26 protein-coding genes are annotated in these 15,568 nt (G+C 63.9%); 4 read left to right on the top strand and 22 right to left on the bottom strand.

Annotated features, from left to right (window positions below; translation table 11 throughout):
- Window positions 1-4 precede the first annotated feature (4 nt).
- From DAES_RS02320 to DAES_RS02305, 4 genes are read right to left on the bottom strand one after another with little or no spacing between them, the layout of a single operon-like run.
- Window positions 5-322, bottom strand: coding sequence for a hypothetical protein (locus DAES_RS02320; RefSeq protein ID WP_013513430.1), 318 nt, complete (start codon window positions 320-322; stop codon window positions 5-7).
- Between the two features lie 12 nt (window positions 323-334).
- Window positions 335-1,135, bottom strand: coding sequence for a hypothetical protein (locus tag DAES_RS02315; protein WP_013513429.1), 801 nt, complete (start codon window positions 1,133-1,135; stop codon window positions 335-337).
- Between the two features lie 8 nt (window positions 1,136-1,143).
- Entirely contained in the window at window positions 1,144-2,583 is a 1,440-nt protein-coding gene (locus DAES_RS16825) for a phage tail protein (RefSeq protein ID WP_013513428.1), read from the bottom strand.
- A gap of 9 nt (window positions 2,584-2,592) precedes the next feature.
- Window positions 2,593-3,207: a phage tail protein gene (locus DAES_RS02305; protein WP_013513427.1), complete on the bottom strand. Its 615-nt coding sequence runs from the start codon at window positions 3,205-3,207 to the stop codon at window positions 2,593-2,595.
- Between the two features lie 178 nt (window positions 3,208-3,385).
- On the opposite strand from DAES_RS02305, the gene DAES_RS17200 reads away from it, so the two are divergent.
- Window positions 3,386-3,604: a hypothetical protein gene (locus DAES_RS17200; RefSeq protein WP_013513426.1), complete on the top strand. Its 219-nt coding sequence runs from the start codon at window positions 3,386-3,388 to the stop codon at window positions 3,602-3,604.
- 72 nt (window positions 3,605-3,676) lie between these two features.
- On the opposite strand, the gene DAES_RS02295 is transcribed toward DAES_RS17200, so the two are convergent.
- The 3 genes from DAES_RS02295 to DAES_RS02285 are packed head-to-tail and all read right to left on the bottom strand — an operon-like array spanning window position 3,677 to window position 7,001.
- Window positions 3,677-4,852: a baseplate J/gp47 family protein gene (locus DAES_RS02295; protein WP_013513425.1), complete on the bottom strand. Its 1,176-nt coding sequence runs from the start codon at window positions 4,850-4,852 to the stop codon at window positions 3,677-3,679.
- Window positions 4,849-5,181: a DUF2590 family protein gene (locus tag DAES_RS02290; protein ID WP_013513424.1), complete on the bottom strand. Its 333-nt coding sequence runs from the start codon at window positions 5,179-5,181 to the stop codon at window positions 4,849-4,851. Before DAES_RS02290 ends, DAES_RS02295 begins: the two co-directional genes overlap by 4 nt.
- A 14-nt stretch (window positions 5,182-5,195) precedes the next feature.
- Entirely contained in the window at window positions 5,196-7,001 is a 1,806-nt protein-coding gene (locus DAES_RS02285; protein WP_013513423.1) for a phage tail tape measure protein, read from the bottom strand.
- Between the two features lie 50 nt (window positions 7,002-7,051).
- Here DAES_RS02285 and DAES_RS02280 point away from each other — a divergent pair, with 50 nt between their 5' ends.
- From DAES_RS02280 to DAES_RS02270, 3 genes are all read left to right on the top strand, one after another.
- Window positions 7,052-7,330 (top strand): type II toxin-antitoxin system RelE/ParE family toxin, encoded by a 279-nt coding sequence (locus DAES_RS02280; protein WP_013513422.1) that lies wholly within the window; start codon window positions 7,052-7,054, stop codon window positions 7,328-7,330.
- Window positions 7,331-7,342: 12 nt separating this feature from the next.
- Window positions 7,343-7,657, top strand: coding sequence for a HigA family addiction module antitoxin (locus tag DAES_RS02275; protein WP_013513421.1), 315 nt, complete (start codon window positions 7,343-7,345; stop codon window positions 7,655-7,657).
- A gap of 294 nt (window positions 7,658-7,951) precedes the next feature.
- Complete coding sequence (locus tag DAES_RS02270; protein WP_013513420.1) at window positions 7,952-8,179, top strand: hypothetical protein; 228 nt, start codon at window positions 7,952-7,954, stop codon at window positions 8,177-8,179.
- A 56-nt stretch (window positions 8,180-8,235) separates the two neighbouring features.
- On the opposite strand, the gene DAES_RS17780 is transcribed toward DAES_RS02270, so the two are convergent.
- From DAES_RS17780 to DAES_RS02200, 15 genes are all read right to left on the bottom strand, one after another.
- Window positions 8,236-8,379, bottom strand: coding sequence for a DUF6890 family protein (locus DAES_RS17780; RefSeq protein WP_013513419.1), 144 nt, complete (start codon window positions 8,377-8,379; stop codon window positions 8,236-8,238).
- Between the two features lie 20 nt (window positions 8,380-8,399).
- The gene (locus tag DAES_RS02260; RefSeq protein WP_013513418.1) at window positions 8,400-8,681 is read right to left on the bottom strand and encodes a putative phage tail assembly chaperone; all 282 of its coding nucleotides are present in this window, start codon (window positions 8,679-8,681) and stop codon (window positions 8,400-8,402) included.
- Between the two features lie 20 nt (window positions 8,682-8,701).
- The gene (locus tag DAES_RS02255; RefSeq protein WP_041271318.1) at window positions 8,702-8,902 is read right to left on the bottom strand and encodes a hypothetical protein; all 201 of its coding nucleotides are present in this window, start codon (window positions 8,900-8,902) and stop codon (window positions 8,702-8,704) included.
- A gap of 8 nt (window positions 8,903-8,910) precedes the next feature.
- Window positions 8,911-9,150: an Rz1-like lysis system protein LysC gene (gene lysC / locus DAES_RS17900; protein WP_083808613.1), complete on the bottom strand. Its 240-nt coding sequence runs from the start codon at window positions 9,148-9,150 to the stop codon at window positions 8,911-8,913.
- The gene (locus DAES_RS16820) at window positions 9,110-9,517 is read right to left on the bottom strand and encodes a hypothetical protein (RefSeq protein ID WP_157864788.1); all 408 of its coding nucleotides are present in this window, start codon (window positions 9,515-9,517) and stop codon (window positions 9,110-9,112) included. Before DAES_RS16820 ends, lysC begins: the two co-directional genes overlap by 41 nt.
- An 11-nt stretch (window positions 9,518-9,528) precedes the next feature.
- Window positions 9,529-10,098 (bottom strand): transglycosylase SLT domain-containing protein, encoded by a 570-nt coding sequence (locus DAES_RS02245; protein ID WP_083808685.1) that lies wholly within the window; start codon window positions 10,096-10,098, stop codon window positions 9,529-9,531.
- Window positions 10,043-10,264 (bottom strand): hypothetical protein, encoded by a 222-nt coding sequence (locus tag DAES_RS17775; protein WP_173358446.1) that lies wholly within the window; start codon window positions 10,262-10,264, stop codon window positions 10,043-10,045. Before DAES_RS17775 ends, DAES_RS02245 begins: the two co-directional genes overlap by 56 nt.
- Window positions 10,264-10,464 (bottom strand): TraR/DksA C4-type zinc finger protein, encoded by a 201-nt coding sequence (locus DAES_RS02240; protein WP_013513415.1) that lies wholly within the window; start codon window positions 10,462-10,464, stop codon window positions 10,264-10,266. Before DAES_RS02240 ends, DAES_RS17775 begins: the two co-directional genes overlap by 1 nt.
- 9 nt (window positions 10,465-10,473) lie before the next feature.
- On the bottom strand, window positions 10,474-10,926 hold the full coding sequence (locus DAES_RS02235; RefSeq protein WP_013513414.1) for a DUF2597 family protein: 453 nt from the start codon (window positions 10,924-10,926) through the stop codon (window positions 10,474-10,476).
- Between the two features lie 11 nt (window positions 10,927-10,937).
- Complete coding sequence (locus DAES_RS02230; RefSeq protein WP_013513413.1) at window positions 10,938-12,056, bottom strand: DUF2586 domain-containing protein; 1,119 nt, start codon at window positions 12,054-12,056, stop codon at window positions 10,938-10,940.
- Between the two features lie 15 nt (window positions 12,057-12,071).
- Complete coding sequence (locus DAES_RS16815; RefSeq protein ID WP_269077526.1) at window positions 12,072-12,764, bottom strand: phage virion morphogenesis protein; 693 nt, start codon at window positions 12,762-12,764, stop codon at window positions 12,072-12,074.
- Window positions 12,765-12,774: 10 nt separating this feature from the next.
- On the bottom strand, window positions 12,775-13,230 hold the full coding sequence (locus tag DAES_RS02215) for a phage tail protein (RefSeq protein WP_013513411.1): 456 nt from the start codon (window positions 13,228-13,230) through the stop codon (window positions 12,775-12,777).
- A complete protein-coding gene (locus DAES_RS02210) occupies window positions 13,227-13,688 on the bottom strand; it encodes a head completion/stabilization protein (protein WP_013513410.1) in 462 nt (153 codons plus the stop codon). The genes DAES_RS02215 and DAES_RS02210 overlap by 4 nt, the downstream gene beginning before the upstream one ends.
- An 84-nt stretch (window positions 13,689-13,772) precedes the next feature.
- Window positions 13,773-14,450, bottom strand: a complete 678-nt coding sequence (locus DAES_RS02205; protein ID WP_013513409.1) for a phage terminase small subunit — start codon at window positions 14,448-14,450, stop codon at window positions 13,773-13,775.
- Between the two features lie 75 nt (window positions 14,451-14,525).
- Window positions 14,526-15,560, bottom strand: a complete 1,035-nt coding sequence (locus DAES_RS02200; protein ID WP_013513408.1) for a phage major capsid protein, P2 family — start codon at window positions 15,558-15,560, stop codon at window positions 14,526-14,528.
- Window positions 15,561-15,568 lie beyond the last annotated feature (8 nt).

Raw genomic sequence — 15,568 nt, 5'->3', positions numbered from 1 at the left:
GTGCCTACTCCACCGCCACGGGCAGCCCGTCCGCGCCCAGGGCGGTGCCAGCGGGCCAGCCGTAGTCGGCCATGAGCAGACCGGCCACGTCCTCGGCAGGCACGGGCACGCCGCCCGCGTCCGGCTCGGCCTCGAATGCGGCCAGCACCCGCCCCTCGCGCTCGGCCATCCAGACGTGGGTCTCCGGGTAGCCCTGGAATCCCTTGTGCTCGAACCGCTCCTCGTCGCGGTTGGACAGCCCCCAAATCTCGGGCAGCGGGTCGATGCCCGCCACCGGGGCGCGGTAGCCGAGGTCGGTCAGGGTGTATTGCGTGTAGATCATGCTTGGCTCTCCTTATGCGGGGATGTAGCAAGGCCGCTTGGCCAGGGTGAGAGATTTTACAGTCTGGCCTCCTGAATAGTTGCTGCCATAGCTCAAAAACGAGCCGAGGATGCACTTATAAACTCCAGAGTTATAAGCCGTAATCTGGTTTGGCCCGGCAAAATCCTCCGGGAATTGATTGATTGAGAAAGTCAGGAAGTCGGTCAGCTTTGACGGGAATACCCCGTTGTCTTGAAGTATGCCTGCGAAGCATATGCCTTTGGCATAGTCCAAACTGGCGATGGTCATGTAAGGCTGGCCGGTGACGGGCCAGAGTTCATTGGTGGCAGGGAGTTTTAACCCAACCCCCATGCCTAATACACTGTTTGACGAGCCAACCGAGAGCGTAAATGTCGAGGTGTTTTTCAGCAGCCGCAACTCCATGGACTGAGAACCAGATGTGTCTTGACCCATCAGATTAACGAGGTATGTGTTTGCCCCATTCAAATTGGTATTTCTGAGCACGAACGACCACCCCAGAGGGGACTGTGCAAAGGCAGTGTAAAACGCCATTGTGCCGTAGAACGACTGGAACGTCCCGTCCTGAATAGTGCGGTGGGTGCCGTCAGAGCCGGGGTTGGCATACTGGGTTAGCACAAGGTCAGCCCCTGACAAACCCGCGCCCACGCCCACCTCGTTGGTCCCGGCTGCGCCGGTGAACTCGCAGACGTAGGTAAGCTCGTCCGCCGCGTTCTCTTCCCACGGCAAGGGCACAAACTTGTACTTGCCATCAATGCCGCTCTTGCCCGGCGCGCCAAATGCCAATCTGCTCATATCGCCTCCTACCAGCCGGTGACGGCCTGGTTGCACGTGTACTGTATCCAGATGCCCATCAGCTGGCAGTCCGCCGCCATGGGGGTGGCCCCGGCGTCCACGTCGCGCATGATGCGCAGGTGGATCAGGTCGCCCAGGGCCGGTTCGCCCTCCACGGTCAGTCCGGCGGACGCGGGCGAGACATGGGCCGCGCCCACGGCCTGGGCCTGATCCGCAATGGTCACGCCCGCCACTGCATATGCGGCGTCCATGCTCTCGCCATCGCCCACGGCCACGGCCTGGGCCACCAGGGTCATGTCCTCGCCTGCCGCTGCGCCCTCGCCCGGCGTCCAGACGGCGCGCAGTTTGATCGGCCCCCGGTCCCACGCCTCGGGCATGGGGTAGGTGATCTCCACGCTCGCGTCCGTGTCGCCGGGCAGCGCCCGGTAGCCGTAGCGCTGCCCGTGGGTGGCGGTGGCGATCACCCCGCTGGCCGCGCCGCCGTCCTCGGTGGGCAGCAACGCGCTGGCGTCGATGTAGTCGGTCTCGATGGTGGGGTGGGTGTGCCCCTCCAGAGCGTATCCGTCATGCGTGTGGTCCACCCCGGCCACCCCGGCCAGGATCCCGGTGCCCATGGCGCGGGTGGGACGCAGATCCGTGACCACGCCCCCGGCGTCGATGGCGGCGATGGGCTGGCCGTAATGGGTGTCGTTGGTGGCGTCTGTGTAGTCGCCAGGGTCGGCGAAGGCCACAGCGGCCACGGCCACCCGGTCAGACCCCTGGGCCTGCAGGGCCACGTCCAGGTAGACGGTGGCGGGCAGCGCGCCGGGGCTGATGGCCTGCACGGCACCCTGGTCGATGCGGATGCCCTCGACATAGCCGGTGCCCGGCTGCACCTTGAATGCCCCGGCGTCGTTGACCACGAGGAACCCGGAGTCAAAGAAACAGGCCCGGCCATACAGGTCGCGGTTGGAGAGCCGCTCCCGCTCGTCGATGCCCTTGAGCCTGGCCGTGAAGTCTATCTGCCAGGTGGAGGCCTCGACAGTGATCTGGGTGGTGGCCTGCAGCCCGGTGTACTCCAGCATGAAGTTGCGGGTGATGGCGTTGCCCATGGCCGGGTGCGCCGTCTTCCACTTGGAGAGGCTCGGGCAGTAGGTGATGGCCACCACGGTGTCGTCGGCCGAGCTGTAGAGCCCCAGCCAGTTGAACTCGAAGTCGCCGATGTCCGACCCCAGCAGCATGGAATACACCACCTGGTTGGGGTTGATGTAGCCCTTGTTCTCGGCCGGGATCGTGTACTGGTAGACGATGTCGCCCGGATCGGGCAGCCCCTCGGCCCGGTCCACCGGCCCGGCCGGGTCCACCCCGGTCACGTTGGCGACGATGAACGTGTCGATGACCAGGGCGGTCTCCTGGTTCTGGTGCAGGGCGATGAGGGCTTCGCCCGCGTTGGTGATGGCACTGCTCATGTTGGCTCCTTACAGCTTGGCGGCAATGACGGCATGGTCGTGGTTGAATTCGCGCAAGCGCGGCCCGATGCCCAGCGCGGGCACGGATGCGCATATGGCCTGATAGTCGTTGTCAAAGGACTCCACTCGCACCTGCACGGGCAGGGGCGTGATGATGGTCCACTCGTAGCGGCGGCATGTCCGCCCGTAGTGCTGGATGAGCACCTGCAGCAGGCCCTGGTTGTCGGCCAGCTGCGAGTCGGACAGGTACAGGGCGATGACGTCCCAATCCCGGTTCGGCATGCGCTCCTCGGTCTCCAGGTAGCCCACGCCCAGCCGCTCGAAGATGCGGGCGAACCCCTCCACGGATCCGGCGTCGCGCGCGTTGGCGTATGCGTATCTCACCCGCTTGCGGTACAGGGCCAGGGGCTCCCCCTCGAAGCGGTCTATGTCGCGCTGCCAGGCGATGAGGTTCAGCACTGCCTCGGTGCAGGTGTCCGGGTCCATCTGCTGGGCGGGCCAGATGGCCCAGCCCATGAGCAGCTCGAACCACCGCTGGGCGGCGCGGGCGAGCTTGGTCAGCTCCGGCCCGGACATCCAGAACGGCAGGGACACGTCGGGGGTGGTCGGCTGATCACTTGACATGGCCGATCCTTTCGTGCTTGATGGAGTTCCTAACTAACCCGCCCTTAATCGACAGGCGCAAAACGTCGGTTTTTTTATTAGGCAATCCGAAAAGGAATTTGCCGGAGTGTGGGGTAACCGCGAGGTCCCCGAGCCTGGTTAGGCTAGGAACACTCCGGCATCTTTTTTTGGAGGAACCATGTCCCATCCCGTCAGAATGACCCCTGAAGAAGCCGAGTCCAGACTGTGGCAGATCGCCCACACGCTGGACGAACTTTCCACCCAACAGTCGCAAATCCACGAAGGAGAAGAGGGGCTGGCAAGTACGCTCATGCTGCTCTACCACTCCCTTGAGGATTGCGCCGTGGCGCTGCGCCCGTTGGTGCATCACTCTCTGCCCGATTCGTCCCGTCATTGACTGCATCCATAGTCCTTTTCGCATGGCCCCGGTTCGGTTCACCGTTCCGGGGCTTTTCGTTTGCCGAGCCATCTATGCGCCTCCCAGGGCGACGGTCAGGCTGCCCAGCACCGGCAGGTCCATGACAGAGACAATGTCCTCGGTGCGGTCGAACTCCACGGACAGCAGGTCGGGCAGGGCCGCGTGCAGATCCTGATCGAGCCGCGAGAACGAGAACCGGCTGTGCGGCCAGGTCTTGGACACGTTGAAGTCGCTGTTTTGCCGGAAGGCGCAGCGGATCATGTCTTCCACGTCCTGCACCAGGGCGGCGCACCGATCCTCGGAGAGGTTGGGCACCGGGTGGACGGTGGAGGCCAGGTCGTAGGGCGTCTCCGGCATGGGGTAGCAGATCATGTCGTCGCCGTGGCCATGGTTGCCGGAGTCCCGGACAAAGGCGTTGATGTTGTCCACAAACTCCTGCGGCGGCGCGCCGGTGTCCAGGATGATGTAGCAGTTGGCCGTGCCCGGCCCGCGCGGGCCATCGTGCTCGAAGTAGAGATAGTCCGTGCGGATCCCGGCGTACCCGGCGATGATGGCCTTGTACGCCGCATCGTGATGATACTGCCCCACGGCGCTGAACTGGTTGCGGCTGCGCAGCCGCAGCTCCTCGTCGGTTTCCTCGTCGGCCCCCGGCGTGGTCAGCCAGTCGGCCCCGTTGGTCACCGAGGAGATGCCCGGTATCGGGGACGGCAGGATGGAGTAATAGCCCGGCCCCAGGTTGTACGCGGACCCCGCCTGCTGGGCCGTGACCGGCGCGGTGAACGTCAGCACGCCGTCAGGGCACACCGTGTCCTGGTCGACCACCAGCCGGTAGATGTATCCGTCCAGGGTGGGGCTCTCGATGAGGGTACCCGTAGGGATGGTCAGCGCGCCGGCGGACGCCGCGCGGGTGAAGGTGGCCACGCCCTGGGCCTTGGCGCTGGCCTTGCGGGTCAGGTCCACGCCCCAGGCGTAGACATCGAGCCACGTGCCCGCGGCATACTGCAAAAAGAGATTGGGCAGGGCTTTGGTCACCAGCAGGCTGACCAGCGACTTGCACGGGGTGGTGACAATGGCCGTGATGAGCCGCCAGAAGGGGCTCCAGGCCGAGTCGTTGGTGATGAGGCTGCCCTCGGCCTCGTTGATGGCCTTCCAGCGGGCCTCCATCTCGGCCTCGGTGACCGGCACCCCCGCCTCCTTGAGCATGCCCTCGAACAGTTTGTCGCTCATAGAGCCTCCAGCTTGAAATCAATGGGGCCGAACTCGGCGGTCTCCGCCACCAGGTAGAAGGTGCCCAGGGACACCTCGTGGATGGAGCAGGAGCCGGGCACGATCCGCTCGTCGTTGTCCACCGCGATGGTCAGCCTGATGATGTTCTCCTGCTTCTTGCGGGCGTCCCGGTTGCCCACCAGCTCCACGAGCAGGCCTGTCTCGCGGATCATGTGCTTGATGTCCTGGGCGATGGAGTCGCGGTCGCGGCAGCGCTCCGGGATCCCGCCCCTATCCAGGGTGATGTCGTCGTCGGTGATCAGCAGGTCGAAATACTTCCCGTCAGCCATCGTCACACTCATCTTCAGGCCCCCATGAAGAGCAGCTCGTCCATGGCCGACTTGGTCATGGGCTGGTCGGAGTTGATGACCACCTGGCCGATGGTGCGCTGGTTGTTCCGGCTCGATGCCATGGTGTTGGAGATGTGCTGGGTCACCCCGCCCGGCGCCACGGATGACCGCCTGGACGCATCAAGCGAAGGCGAGGACGAGGGCGCGCCCTCCGATGGGTCCGAGCTGGCAAAGCCGGGGATCATGGAGGTTGCCTTGGACCACCAGTCCAGCGAGGACGTGAATATGTTCAGCAGGCTGGCCGCGCTGTTCCAGATGATGCCCAGCAGCTCGCCGATATTCTCCAGCAGCATGACGAACCCCTTGCCGAAGTTTGTGTCCATGAAGGCGTTTTTCAGTGCGTCCCAATGGGTGATGAGCAGCCCGATGAGGAATATGACCACCCGGACAGGAAGAAGGATGAAGTCAAAGAGTTGCAGGATTGACTGCCCCCATGCCGTGTTCTGGAAGAGGGCCTTCAGCTTGCCCCAATAGATGACCACCCCGGCCAGGGCGGCGACCACTCCGGCGGCGACGAGCAACACGGGGCTGAAAACCATGGCGACGATGCCCCCGGCCATGGCCATGAGGCCGAGCACGGCGGTCAGCCCGAGCAGCCCCAGGGCTACATGCCCGATGAGCCGCGCGAGGTTGGGGAACCTGTCGGTCCATTTCGTGATCACGGCCAGGCCGCGCGAGAACTTGTCCACGATGGGATTGAGGATGGGCAGCAGGACATTGCCGAAGGCGATCCGCGTGTTGGTCACGGCGGCGGAGAACCGCTGGAACGAGTCCACCATGGTCCCCGCCATCATCGAGGCCGCATCCATGCCCTTGACCTTGCCCAGGGCGTCAATGCTGTCGGCAAGTCCTTGAGTGTCTTTCATCAGGCTGTTGATGAGCGAACCGGCCTCGCTGGAACCGAACGCCTGTTGGATCAGATCCTGACTCTCAACGCTCAACTTGTCGCCGAACTTGCCCTTGATCTTGCCCAGGATGTCCAGCATGCCGAGCATGTTGCCCTGCGAATCGACAAAGGACAGGCCGAGCTTCTTCTGCGCCTTGCCCACGCCCGCCAGGAAAGCCTTGTACTGGGTGCCGGCCGCGCCGCCCTGCAGGGTGAGCGACAACTTGCCGAGCACGGCCATCTGTTCTTCCGCCGCTATGCCCGCCGCCGTGGCGTTTGCCCCCAGGGCGGTGAAGGCCGCTGAAATTTTGTTTCCGTCTGTCTTGAACATGTTCACGGCGGTGGCCGTCTGCCCGGCCATCATCTCCACCCACTTGGCCTTGCCCATCTTGTCCGCGCTCTGCTGGAAGATGCCGTACATGGTGCCCATGTAGTCGGTGATGGTGGCGGCGTTGGCCTTGGTGGCCTTTGCCAGGAGGTTGGAGGCAGAGGTGAAGGTGGCCAGCTCGTTGCCCGCCAGCCCGGAGATGGCCGACTGGATGTCGTACGACGAGCGCACAAAGTCGGTCGAAGCCACGCCATAGCGGTTGGAAAAGCGGATGGCCTCCTTGCCAAGGCCCTTGAGCACGTCCTCGGCCACGCCGAGCGAGGCCACCTCGCCCATGGCCCGGTTGAAATCCAGCGCGGGCTGCACCAGCTGCTGTATGCCCATGCCCGACCCGAGCACCCCGAGACCGCCAGCGGCGATATTGGCAAAGGACGACCGGGCCTTGTCGGCCAGCCCGCCGAGCTGCCGCTGAATCTTGGCCACAGGCTTGGACACCCGGTCCAGCAGGCTGATGGAAAAGGACAGCTTCTCAAGTTTGGAGCTCATGCCGCACACCTCCCCTTGACAGGCGTAACCCTTGCGGTTACGGTTTCCCCATGATCAAGAGCTTCAAGCACAAAGGGCTGGAAAAGTTTTTCAGGACCGGCACCACCAAGGGCATCCAGGCGAAGCATGCCGACAAGCTGGAGCGAATTCTTGATTTCCTGCATGCCGCCGATGAGGCCCAGGAAATGAACCTCCCCGGTTTCAACCTCCACCCGCTGATCGGCACGCTGAAAGATCATTGGTCCGTGAAGGTCTCCGGCAACTGGCGGGTGACTTTTTACTTTGAAGACGGCCGTGCGTATGTCGTCAACTACCTTGACTACCACTAGAAGGAGGTCGTCATGATTGAGAGAACGAGAAAGCCCGTCCATCCCGGAGGCATTATCCTGCGGGAGTGCATCGAGCCGCTGAACCTGTCGGTCAAGGCCTTTGCCGAGCAGCTGGGCGTCAGCCGTAAGACCCTGTCCAAGATCGTCAACGAGCGGGGCGCGGTCACGCCGGACATGGCCCTGCGCCTCTCCCGCCGCCTGGGCACCACGCCGCAGATCTGGATGAACTTGCAGGGCAGGCACGACCTCTGGGTGGCCGAGCACGAGACGGACGGCTGGAAAGCCGCCGTGCCCAAGGACAAGGCCACACCCTCGCCGGACGCGTAGCCCATTTCCTGCCACCCCCTCTCCCGACCGGGCGTGTTGTAATTTGACAACGCGCCCGGTTTCGCCATATGTGTTCGAACAGGTGCTATCAACACCTTTGCTACAGGCGGTCGCCACGCCCGAAAGAAGTGGTTTTTTTGCGCCCGACGGAGGGGGCAAAAGCGCAGAGTTTACGATGCCGGGTGTGGGCGAATACAAGACCTTAGGGGAATAAACCCGCCGTTCCTGTAGCGGTTGATAGCACCCGGCATTTCGCATTTTGCGGGGTGTCATATCAAAACTACAGGAGTCTTTATGTTGCATCCCGTCACAATGACCCCGGAAGAAGCCGTTGCGCGGTTGTGGGACATCGCCCACACCCTGGACGAACTGTCCGACCTTGAGTCCCAGGCCCATGAGGGCGACGGCGGCATGGCCAGCTCCCTGCGCCTGCTCTACAAGCTGGCCGAGGACTGCGCCGTGACGCTGCACCCTCTGGTGCATGCGCCCAAGCCTGATCTGGTTGATACCGCCTGTCTCTGATCGCATCCTGTCGTCCCTTTATGGCCCCGGTTCGGTTCCCCGTTCCGGGGCCTTTTCTATCCTTTGAATGCCCTGGCTATCCCGTTGGTGATGGCCGTGCGCATCTTGTCCCAGTAGTCTGTCTCCAGGTGCAGGGCCTCGCCCATGGTCTGCACGGTCGCCTCGCGGCCGGGGAACCACTTGTGGTGCAGGGCCAGCATCTGGGCCAGCGCGTTGTCGCCTATTCGCTCGGCGACGAGCTCGACTTTCCCACGGTGATAATCAGGTTGGGCTTGTACTCCTCGACCAGGGCACCCACGATCTCGACCGCCGCGCCCGGCATGGCCAGCAGCTCGCGCAGGGCGGGCTTGCTGGCCTCGGTCACGGTGCGCATCAGGAAGGCATGCGAGGGCGCGACCTTGCTGGTCGGCTGAAACTCGTTGATGAATTTGTTGTAGGCGTCCGGGTTGACGTTGAACTCGATCTCGCGGCTGTTGATGTCCAGGGTGATGTTCCGATTCATGGTTTCCTCCACGTTGTTGGTTATCTGATTGCGGAGTAGATGATGCGGACGCCGAGTCCGGCCAGTCCGGCCAGGCATCCCCACACCATGCGCTCCAGGTTCCTTATCTTCACGCCATGACTCGCACATGACCGGGTCTCGTTGATGTCCTTGATGTCAATCTGAATGGCCTTGACCCGCTCGTCGATCCGCACCAGCAAGTCGCGGGCGCTTTCTTCCATGGGCGGAGTCACGGCCTTACCTCGACTGTCCTGGCGATGGCTTCCTTGTCAGCATTGGCGCGCTGCAGCGCCTCAAGGCGTTCCTGGGCGCACTGCAAAAGATCGCCATTCGTGGAGGCCGAAGCGCAGCTAGGGAGCGGCGTCGGCGCCATAAGGTGGGCCGGTGGGACCACGCGCACGACCTCGGTCACAGTCACCACCTTGGGCCTACCGGAGCATGCCGCGCACAGCGTCAGGCAAAGGACCATCAGCCCATTCACGAGTAGTCTTGTCATTGCGGAGAGCCTCCTGCCACTTGCGCCGCCATTCCTTGGCCTGCGCGTTGATCTTCGAAATCTGTCTGTCCCGTTCAGCTAGGGCCGTGGCCTGGGTCGCGGCGGCTGCCCTGAGCTCGTCGAGGGCGGCACGGTTTGAGTCCAAGGCCGTGGTGACGGCGGCAAGATCTGCTTGGGCCACTGCCAGGTCAGCCTTGAGGCTGGATCTGGACCACCCGAGCCAAACGATGAGCAGGACAACGGCCAGCGTACCTATGCCTAGGCCCACCCACTTGGCGACCGAGGAGAGAGAGCCAGCCCCGGAGAACAGACCGGTCACGGCAGATACGATTGCGGACACCCATGCAGGCATCACCGCCCCCCTCTTATTTCTTTGTGCCAATGATGGATGCGCTCGACATAGGTCTGGGTCTCCTTGGCGTGGTGGCCTGTGACACTGGGGAGCGCCGCGATGATGTCAGTGTAAAGGATGGCCCCGCCAGACTTCTTCTGCGCTTTGAGCATATTGCCGAATCCCGCGTTGTAGCTGGCCCGGGCCAGATCCCACCTGTCAGCCTCCGGACGAGGGGATGACCACCCGAGCCAAAGCCTCGCCATGTAGTATGCCCCGGCGTTGACGGAGTGCTCGGCGACATGTGGCGAAACAAGCCCCGTCCCCAACTGCGAGCAGACTTCCGCCCATGTGGCGGGCATGAATTGAGCCAGCCCTCGCGCTCCGACTGGGGACACGGCGTCAGGGGAAAGAAGGCTCTCCTGATAGAGCTGCGCCTTGAACCATTCCCACCCAGCAAGCTCGTGGCGCGGCCACCACCTGTGGACAGCCGTCCGTATGAGCCCATCGTAGCGGGTGGGGAACCGTCCGGCGTCAGCGCGAGAGGAGCAGGCCAACAAGTAGACAAGCGCCAATCCAGCGAGCAGCATAGTAAAGAGCCGTTGCATGCGGGTCCTTCCTGATTATTCTGATGGTGTCCGTCCAGGGACGGCCGCTCCTGGCATCCAACAAGCGGAGGCCGAAAAAGAGCAGCAGCAGGGCCACAGCCGTGTAAAAAAGGTCCACAACGAACGAATATCCGATCAGCTCGACCATTATTCCTCCTTGGCGGCTTGGCAGGCGACACACAGGGTCACGCCGGGCACGGCCACGCGCCGGGGCTCGGGGATGGGCGCGCCACACTCGGCGCACGTCTCCCGGCTCGGCGCATCGGCCCGCCGTGTCCCGGCCATGGAGAGCGCCGCCTTGCGGGCCAGCTCCTCGGCCTCGTGTCCCATGTCGCAGAAGTCGGGCATGGCAATCCCCTAGATGAGGTCCTTGGTCTCGGACGCCGAAAGGTACGGGACGCCGTTGATGCGGATGAAGTCCGGGCTCGTCACGTCAAAGGGCAGCTTGGTGATGTGCTTCTCTCCGCCCTTGGAGTCGATGTCGAGCAGGCTTTCGATCTTGAAGGCGCAGCCGAACGCCTCCACCTTCAGCTCCTCGCCCGAGCCCGAGTTGGCGTAGAAGAGGATGTCGAAGGTATCGAGGTCGCGGAACGACCCGGCGCTCCTGGCGGCCTCGATGATGAGGTTGAGGGCGGTGGCGTCCACCTCGACCTCGCCCGCGGCTTCCACGTCGCCGGGCACCCGGCCGTTGGGCACGCCGCGATCCTTGGCCACCGCGCTGTTGTCGGTGATGGACAGGGTCGCCTTGTCGACGTGCACCAGCATGTCGCCGATGTTGATGTCAAAGCTCTTTCCGCTGATCCGGTTCATGGCCGGGCCTCCTATTCAGTGTGGTTGGACAGGTCCAACATGATGTTGCAGGTGATTTCCTTGGGGCAGTTGTAGGGGCGCACGACCATGTAGATCTGCACCTTGGTCTTGGTGGTCCAGGTGATGGAGATGTCGCCATCCTTGGGCGGCTCCACCTCGCCGGGGAAGGTCACGCCCAGGATCTCCACGCTGCGGCTCATCTCGCGCAGCGGGCGCATGAAGTAGCTCGCGTGGTAGGCGATGGAGGCCGGGGTGGAGTTGAGCTTGCGGTCGCCAATCTTGGCCACGGCCAGGGGGTAGACCTTGCGCATGGCCTTGTGCACCACGCGCAGGTACTCGATGACCTGGTAGTCGCCGCCGGGCACGTCCAGCACGTTGCCATCGCCGTAGTAGACGCCGGGATAGTCGGGATACCACTGCGGCACGGTCCAGCGGGCGGCGTCCATGGCCTTGAGCACGGACATGTCCACCTCGCGGTCGGCGGAGTCCACCGGCCTGGCCGAGCGGATGCCCACCACCGGGCCGGTGATGACGCGCATGGGGGTGTCGGCGATGGTCACGGCGGCATCGCACAGGCGGCCGCAATAGGCGCCCTGGTCGTCGGGCCAGATGGAGGCCACGGGGTTGACCTGGTCGCAGGCCAGGCCGGTCAGGAGGGCGTTGCGGTCAGCGGTGAAGGCGCTCCAGTCCTCGGTGGCCGGGTCGATGGGCGCGCAGGTGGGGATGAAGATCACCGGGCGCATGTACTGGCCCATGATCTCCTCCGCCTTGGCCTGCATCGCCTCGATCTCCGCGGCGGCGGTGACGGGGTCGGTGATGACGATGGCCTCGACCGAGGTCCGTTCCATGGCGTAGTCCACGGCATCTGCCCAGGCCGCGCCTTCGGCCAGGGGCAGCACGGCCGCGAACCAGTTCTGCCCCGCGTTGACCTTGGCTGCCTGCACCTGTGTCTTCAGGTTGCTGGCGGCCGCGCCCAGGACGTCGTCGAGATCCGTGTCGGTGTTGACCGTCAGCAGCTTGCCCTCGTTGGTGCCAGCGCCGAGGCCGATGAACAGGAAGTAGCGCTCGACGTCCGCCAGCTCCCCCTGCAGCAAATTGAGTTTGTTGACCTGTACTGTGCCCAGCGACATATGCGGACTCCTGGTTTAACGGTTTTTGATCTTGGCCACGGCTTCACGCGCCAGGTTGTTCAGAAATTTGTTTTCGGTTCCCGGCTTGGGGCCTAGGAAGGGACGGGCCGGGGTCCTTATCTCCCACTTCTCCTTGGGAGATCGGTTCTCCAGCAGGTACAGGGCCACTGACGCCTCACCGCGCGTCATATTACTCGTTATCCATTTGAGCGGCCTGCGCTTGCGGATGGTCTTCACCGCCTGCCCCTGCTTGTTGCGGATTACGATCTCCTGTTGCCATCCCAGGCGTTTCAGTTCCTTTGCCAGCCACCTGGGGCAAGGAGCCTTGCGCTTCACATAGCTCTCTTCCCGTCGAGCCTTGATGCTGCCGCTTTGTTCGACACCGCCGTGCTGATGTCTGTAGGCAATCTCGGCAGTGATAGGGTTTTTCCAGGTGACATCGGCCTGCCCGTCGCGGCCCTTCTTCAGGCCCATGAGCCTTCGCAGCCCGCGAAGCATCAGCCTGTTGTTTTTCCCCTCGCGGCGGCTCTGTTTCCTCTGCTCCATAGTCTTGCCGTCTACGGTCCGCCGGGAGGCTATGTTCTGTTTGGAGAGCTTGCGAATCTGGGCACCTATTTCCAAGGCGATGGCGGTCCGCTCCTTGCGGCTCATGGACAGAACGCCGAGCTGCTCGCCCAGCCGCAGCCGTCCGGCCTTGTCTGTGTCCATGCGCATGGCGCTACCCGGCATCGGCGCGTCCCTCCATGGATTCCAGCGCATCGGCAACGTCTATGGGCACCTCGGCGACCCTCCATCGCTGGCCGTTGAATTCGATGGGGCCGGACTCGTCGGGCACCAGCTCCAGCGCTTCCTCGAACTCCACGGACAGCTCGACATCGGCGGTCCTGTCGTCGTTGAGTGACACGTCCACGTCCGGGTCAGCGAGCCCGTAGGCTTCACGGTCGGGGTCGTGCTCCTGCAGCCAGGCCGTGACAAAGGCCAGCAGCGCGTATGCGTCGTCCGGGTATCGCTCCAGCTGGATCACGGCGTCGTATTTGAACCGGCCGATCTCGATGCCGTGGCCCAGATCCCGGCCCGTGGGCATGAGCACGCCCCGGTCGGCAAAGGCATGCGTCGCGTCGGACGCGGCCCCTGCCGTCTGCAGAGCCTTGGTCAGCGCCTGCAGCTTCCTCATATCAACTCCACGGCTATGCTCGGCACGCCGAGGACTTGGGCAAGAGCCTGGCTGGCGTACTCGCGGAACTTGTCCTCGGTCGCCTCGCTTTCCCTGGCTTCGTTGTTGGCAGCCTCCCGGCGGTTGATGGTCGGGAACTGCTGCATCAGGTACGCCTTGGCATAGCTCATCACCGCCCTGCGGTAGCTGATGACCAGGGACGGTTCGCCTCCGATCTCCACGCAGGGGACAACCGACAGGGACTCATGCCCCGCGGCATCTTGCTTGGCCTGCCAGGACGCCAGCGCCATGTTGGCCCAGATCATGCCGATCTGCAGCCCGTCGACCAGCACGCTCTCGGCATACTCCCGCGGGAGCCGGTAGCGGGTCTGGAAGTCGGCAACGGACAGCGACGGCCACCACGGGGCATTGCTGACCACGGTGGGCGATGTCTGCGTGTCGTTGCCGGAAAAACTCATGGTCTATCCTTTTTGGCTTCCCCCTTCGGCCCGCCTCCAGGCTGTTGCCCGGGCGGGCCTTGGGGGAAGCGGCGTATGGAGGAGCTAGTTGGTTTTCTCGTCCAGGGACTTCTGCACCGCGCCGAGCTTGGTCTTGACCTGGGCACCCAGGGCGGCTGCCTGGATCAGGCACGCCTCGGCGGCTTCCAGCCGTCCGGCCTTGTCCTCGAGGAGCCCGGCCAGCCGGTAGAACTTGGCCCGCAGCTTGTCGGGCAGGTCCCAGGGCGAGGCGCTGTTCATGCCGTCCACGAATCCGAAGACGGTGGAGAAGAAAGGTTCCGGGCTGCGGTCCGCCTCGAACTCGGCCACGGCCCATTCCAGCACGCTGTCGGCCACGACCACGTATGTCTCGCGCGTGAACCGCTCGGGCATGGGGATGTCCTTGCGCACGCAGTACAGGCCGAGTTCGAGGGCGGCCTCGATGCGTCCGATGTCGAACAGCCAGATCATGTAGGTGGTCAGCAGCTCGTGCTGCCAGTCCTCGGCACGCAGCCGGGCGACGTAGTCGGCGTACTTGGGGATCAGCGCCCCCTTAAGGTCGGCCTTGGCCTCCACGGATTTGATTTCGCCAAGCGCCTTCATGTCCTCGGACAGGGATGCGCCGATCAGGGCCAGCAGCTGCTGCTGGTTGATCGTCCCTCCGACCACCAGAACCCGTTTGGGGGTATCCGAGGTTGCGCCCGCGTCTTTGAATGTTTTCTGCCAGTGTCTCATCAGGCTCATGGGCTCCTCCATGGGTTGGAGTTTTGCGACGAGGGGTGGCGGCAGGACCGCCACCCCTCTCAAAGGTCGGGGAGGCTATTCCCAGGTCGTGCCGCCGTCGCGGCTGATCTTGACGTTGTCGAACTCGACGCCGACGAGCTGCTCGGGCACTTCCACCACGTAGCCTTCGTTGCGGGAGTTGTAGTCCTCGATGCGATCCTTCTTCGGGTTGTCCTCGACCTTGCGGCGCCACGACTCTTCCTGCACGTAGATGGACAGGTTCTTGAGCGGGGTGATCACCAGGCCGCGGCCGGGGAAGTTGCTCGGGGTCATCCAGGGCAGGCCGCCCAGCAGGGACAGGGACTGGGTCGCCAGGACCTTCTCCGAGGGGGTGTTGCCGATGGCCTTGTAGAGCCCGGCGTGCTCGTGGGAGATGAGCTCGTCGCCCACCAGGGTGATGAGCCCCTTGCGCAGGTAGCGGGGGATGCCCTGGAGCAGGTCGGACACGGCGTGGTCGAGGTTGGCGAAGTCGCCAGTGGTCCCGATGCGGATTTCACCGGTGGTCGCGCCCTCGATCAGGATGTTGGCGGGGAGGTGCGCGCGCATGTACTGCAGCCAACCCTTGTTGACGTCCTGCAGCAGGGGGTTGGCGGTCATGTCGGTATCGGCCGCGGCATCGACGCCGTACCAGCCGGCCATTTCGCGGTCGTTGGCGATCCGCTCCTGCACGTAGCGCGTGTAGCGCTCGGCGAAGTCCTTGAACTTGGCCCAGGCGTCGAGCGTGTCGTAGCGGATGTAGACGTCGCTGTTGGTCTGGTAGAGCTGGTAAGGGAAGCTGCCCAGGCCCAAAACATCGCGCGGGGTCCGTTCGTTGCCGTCGACCTTGGTGTCGGTGCGGCCGGAAACAGGCCCGGACGCGCTGCCCAGGACGTTCTGGCCGACCAGCTCCGACACGGTGATGACGTTGATCAGCGGCAGGAACTCCGACTGCTCGGTGATGGCGTCCTGCAGGCGCTGCTCGACGGTCGGGGCGACCGTGAAGCCCTGGGTCACCTTGGCCGTTTCGACGCCGTAGCCCTCGGCCAGAGCGGCGCAGAGTTCGGAAAACTTGAGCTCAGTGAAAGGTTTCATTTCGCGAT

Origin of the sequence: Pseudodesulfovibrio aespoeensis Aspo-2, from assembly GCF_000176915.2 — a bacterium.
Lineage (GTDB): Bacteria > Desulfobacterota > Desulfovibrionia > Desulfovibrionales > Desulfovibrionaceae > Pseudodesulfovibrio > Pseudodesulfovibrio aespoeensis.
The sequence above is the reverse complement of the archived record's forward strand: the minus strand, read 5'-3'. Positions and strand labels throughout refer to the sequence as shown.

Excerpts from the sequence above, each read along its gene's own strand:
- DAES_RS02320 (WP_013513430.1), bottom strand. The coding sequence starts at position 322 with ATGATCTACACGCAATACACCCTGACCGACCTCGGCTACCGCGCCCCG.
- DAES_RS02315 (WP_013513429.1), bottom strand. The coding sequence starts at position 1,135 with ATGAGCAGATTGGCATTTGGCGCGCCGGGCAAGAGCGGCATTGATGGC.
- DAES_RS16825 (WP_013513428.1), bottom strand. The coding sequence starts at position 2,583 with ATGAGCAGTGCCATCACCAACGCGGGCGAAGCCCTCATCGCCCTGCAC.
- DAES_RS02305 (WP_013513427.1), bottom strand. The coding sequence starts at position 3,207 with ATGTCAAGTGATCAGCCGACCACCCCCGACGTGTCCCTGCCGTTCTGG.
- DAES_RS17200 (WP_013513426.1), top strand. The coding sequence starts at position 3,386 with ATGTCCCATCCCGTCAGAATGACCCCTGAAGAAGCCGAGTCCAGACTG.
- DAES_RS02295 (WP_013513425.1), bottom strand. The coding sequence starts at position 4,852 with ATGAGCGACAAACTGTTCGAGGGCATGCTCAAGGAGGCGGGGGTGCCG.
- DAES_RS02290 (WP_013513424.1), bottom strand. The coding sequence starts at position 5,181 with ATGGCTGACGGGAAGTATTTCGACCTGCTGATCACCGACGACGACATC.
- DAES_RS02285 (WP_013513423.1), bottom strand. The coding sequence starts at position 7,001 with ATGAGCTCCAAACTTGAGAAGCTGTCCTTTTCCATCAGCCTGCTGGAC.
- DAES_RS02280 (WP_013513422.1), top strand. The coding sequence starts at position 7,052 with ATGATCAAGAGCTTCAAGCACAAAGGGCTGGAAAAGTTTTTCAGGACC.
- DAES_RS02275 (WP_013513421.1), top strand. The coding sequence starts at position 7,343 with ATGATTGAGAGAACGAGAAAGCCCGTCCATCCCGGAGGCATTATCCTG.
- DAES_RS02270 (WP_013513420.1), top strand. The coding sequence starts at position 7,952 with ATGTTGCATCCCGTCACAATGACCCCGGAAGAAGCCGTTGCGCGGTTG.
- DAES_RS17780 (WP_013513419.1), bottom strand. The coding sequence starts at position 8,379 with ATGCTGGCCCTGCACCACAAGTGGTTCCCCGGCCGCGAGGCGACCGTG.
- DAES_RS02260 (WP_013513418.1), bottom strand. The coding sequence starts at position 8,681 with ATGAATCGGAACATCACCCTGGACATCAACAGCCGCGAGATCGAGTTC.
- DAES_RS02255 (WP_041271318.1), bottom strand. The coding sequence starts at position 8,902 with ATGGAAGAAAGCGCCCGCGACTTGCTGGTGCGGATCGACGAGCGGGTC.
- lysC (WP_083808613.1), bottom strand. The coding sequence starts at position 9,150 with ATGGTCCTTTGCCTGACGCTGTGCGCGGCATGCTCCGGTAGGCCCAAG.
- DAES_RS02245 (WP_083808685.1), bottom strand. The coding sequence starts at position 10,098 with ATGCTGCTCGCTGGATTGGCGCTTGTCTACTTGTTGGCCTGCTCCTCT.
- DAES_RS17775 (WP_173358446.1), bottom strand. The coding sequence starts at position 10,264 with ATGGTCGAGCTGATCGGATATTCGTTCGTTGTGGACCTTTTTTACACG.
- DAES_RS02240 (WP_013513415.1), bottom strand. The coding sequence starts at position 10,464 with ATGCCCGACTTCTGCGACATGGGACACGAGGCCGAGGAGCTGGCCCGC.
- DAES_RS02235 (WP_013513414.1), bottom strand. The coding sequence starts at position 10,926 with ATGAACCGGATCAGCGGAAAGAGCTTTGACATCAACATCGGCGACATG.
- DAES_RS02230 (WP_013513413.1), bottom strand. The coding sequence starts at position 12,056 with ATGTCGCTGGGCACAGTACAGGTCAACAAACTCAATTTGCTGCAGGGG.
- DAES_RS16815 (WP_269077526.1), bottom strand. The coding sequence starts at position 12,764 with ATGGACACAGACAAGGCCGGACGGCTGCGGCTGGGCGAGCAGCTCGGC.
- DAES_RS02215 (WP_013513411.1), bottom strand. The coding sequence starts at position 13,230 with ATGAGGAAGCTGCAGGCGCTGACCAAGGCTCTGCAGACGGCAGGGGCC.
- DAES_RS02210 (WP_013513410.1), bottom strand. The coding sequence starts at position 13,688 with ATGAGTTTTTCCGGCAACGACACGCAGACATCGCCCACCGTGGTCAGC.
- DAES_RS02205 (WP_013513409.1), bottom strand. The coding sequence starts at position 14,450 with ATGAGCCTGATGAGACACTGGCAGAAAACATTCAAAGACGCGGGCGCA.
- DAES_RS02200 (WP_013513408.1), bottom strand. The coding sequence starts at position 15,560 with ATGAAACCTTTCACTGAGCTCAAGTTTTCCGAACTCTGCGCCGCTCTG.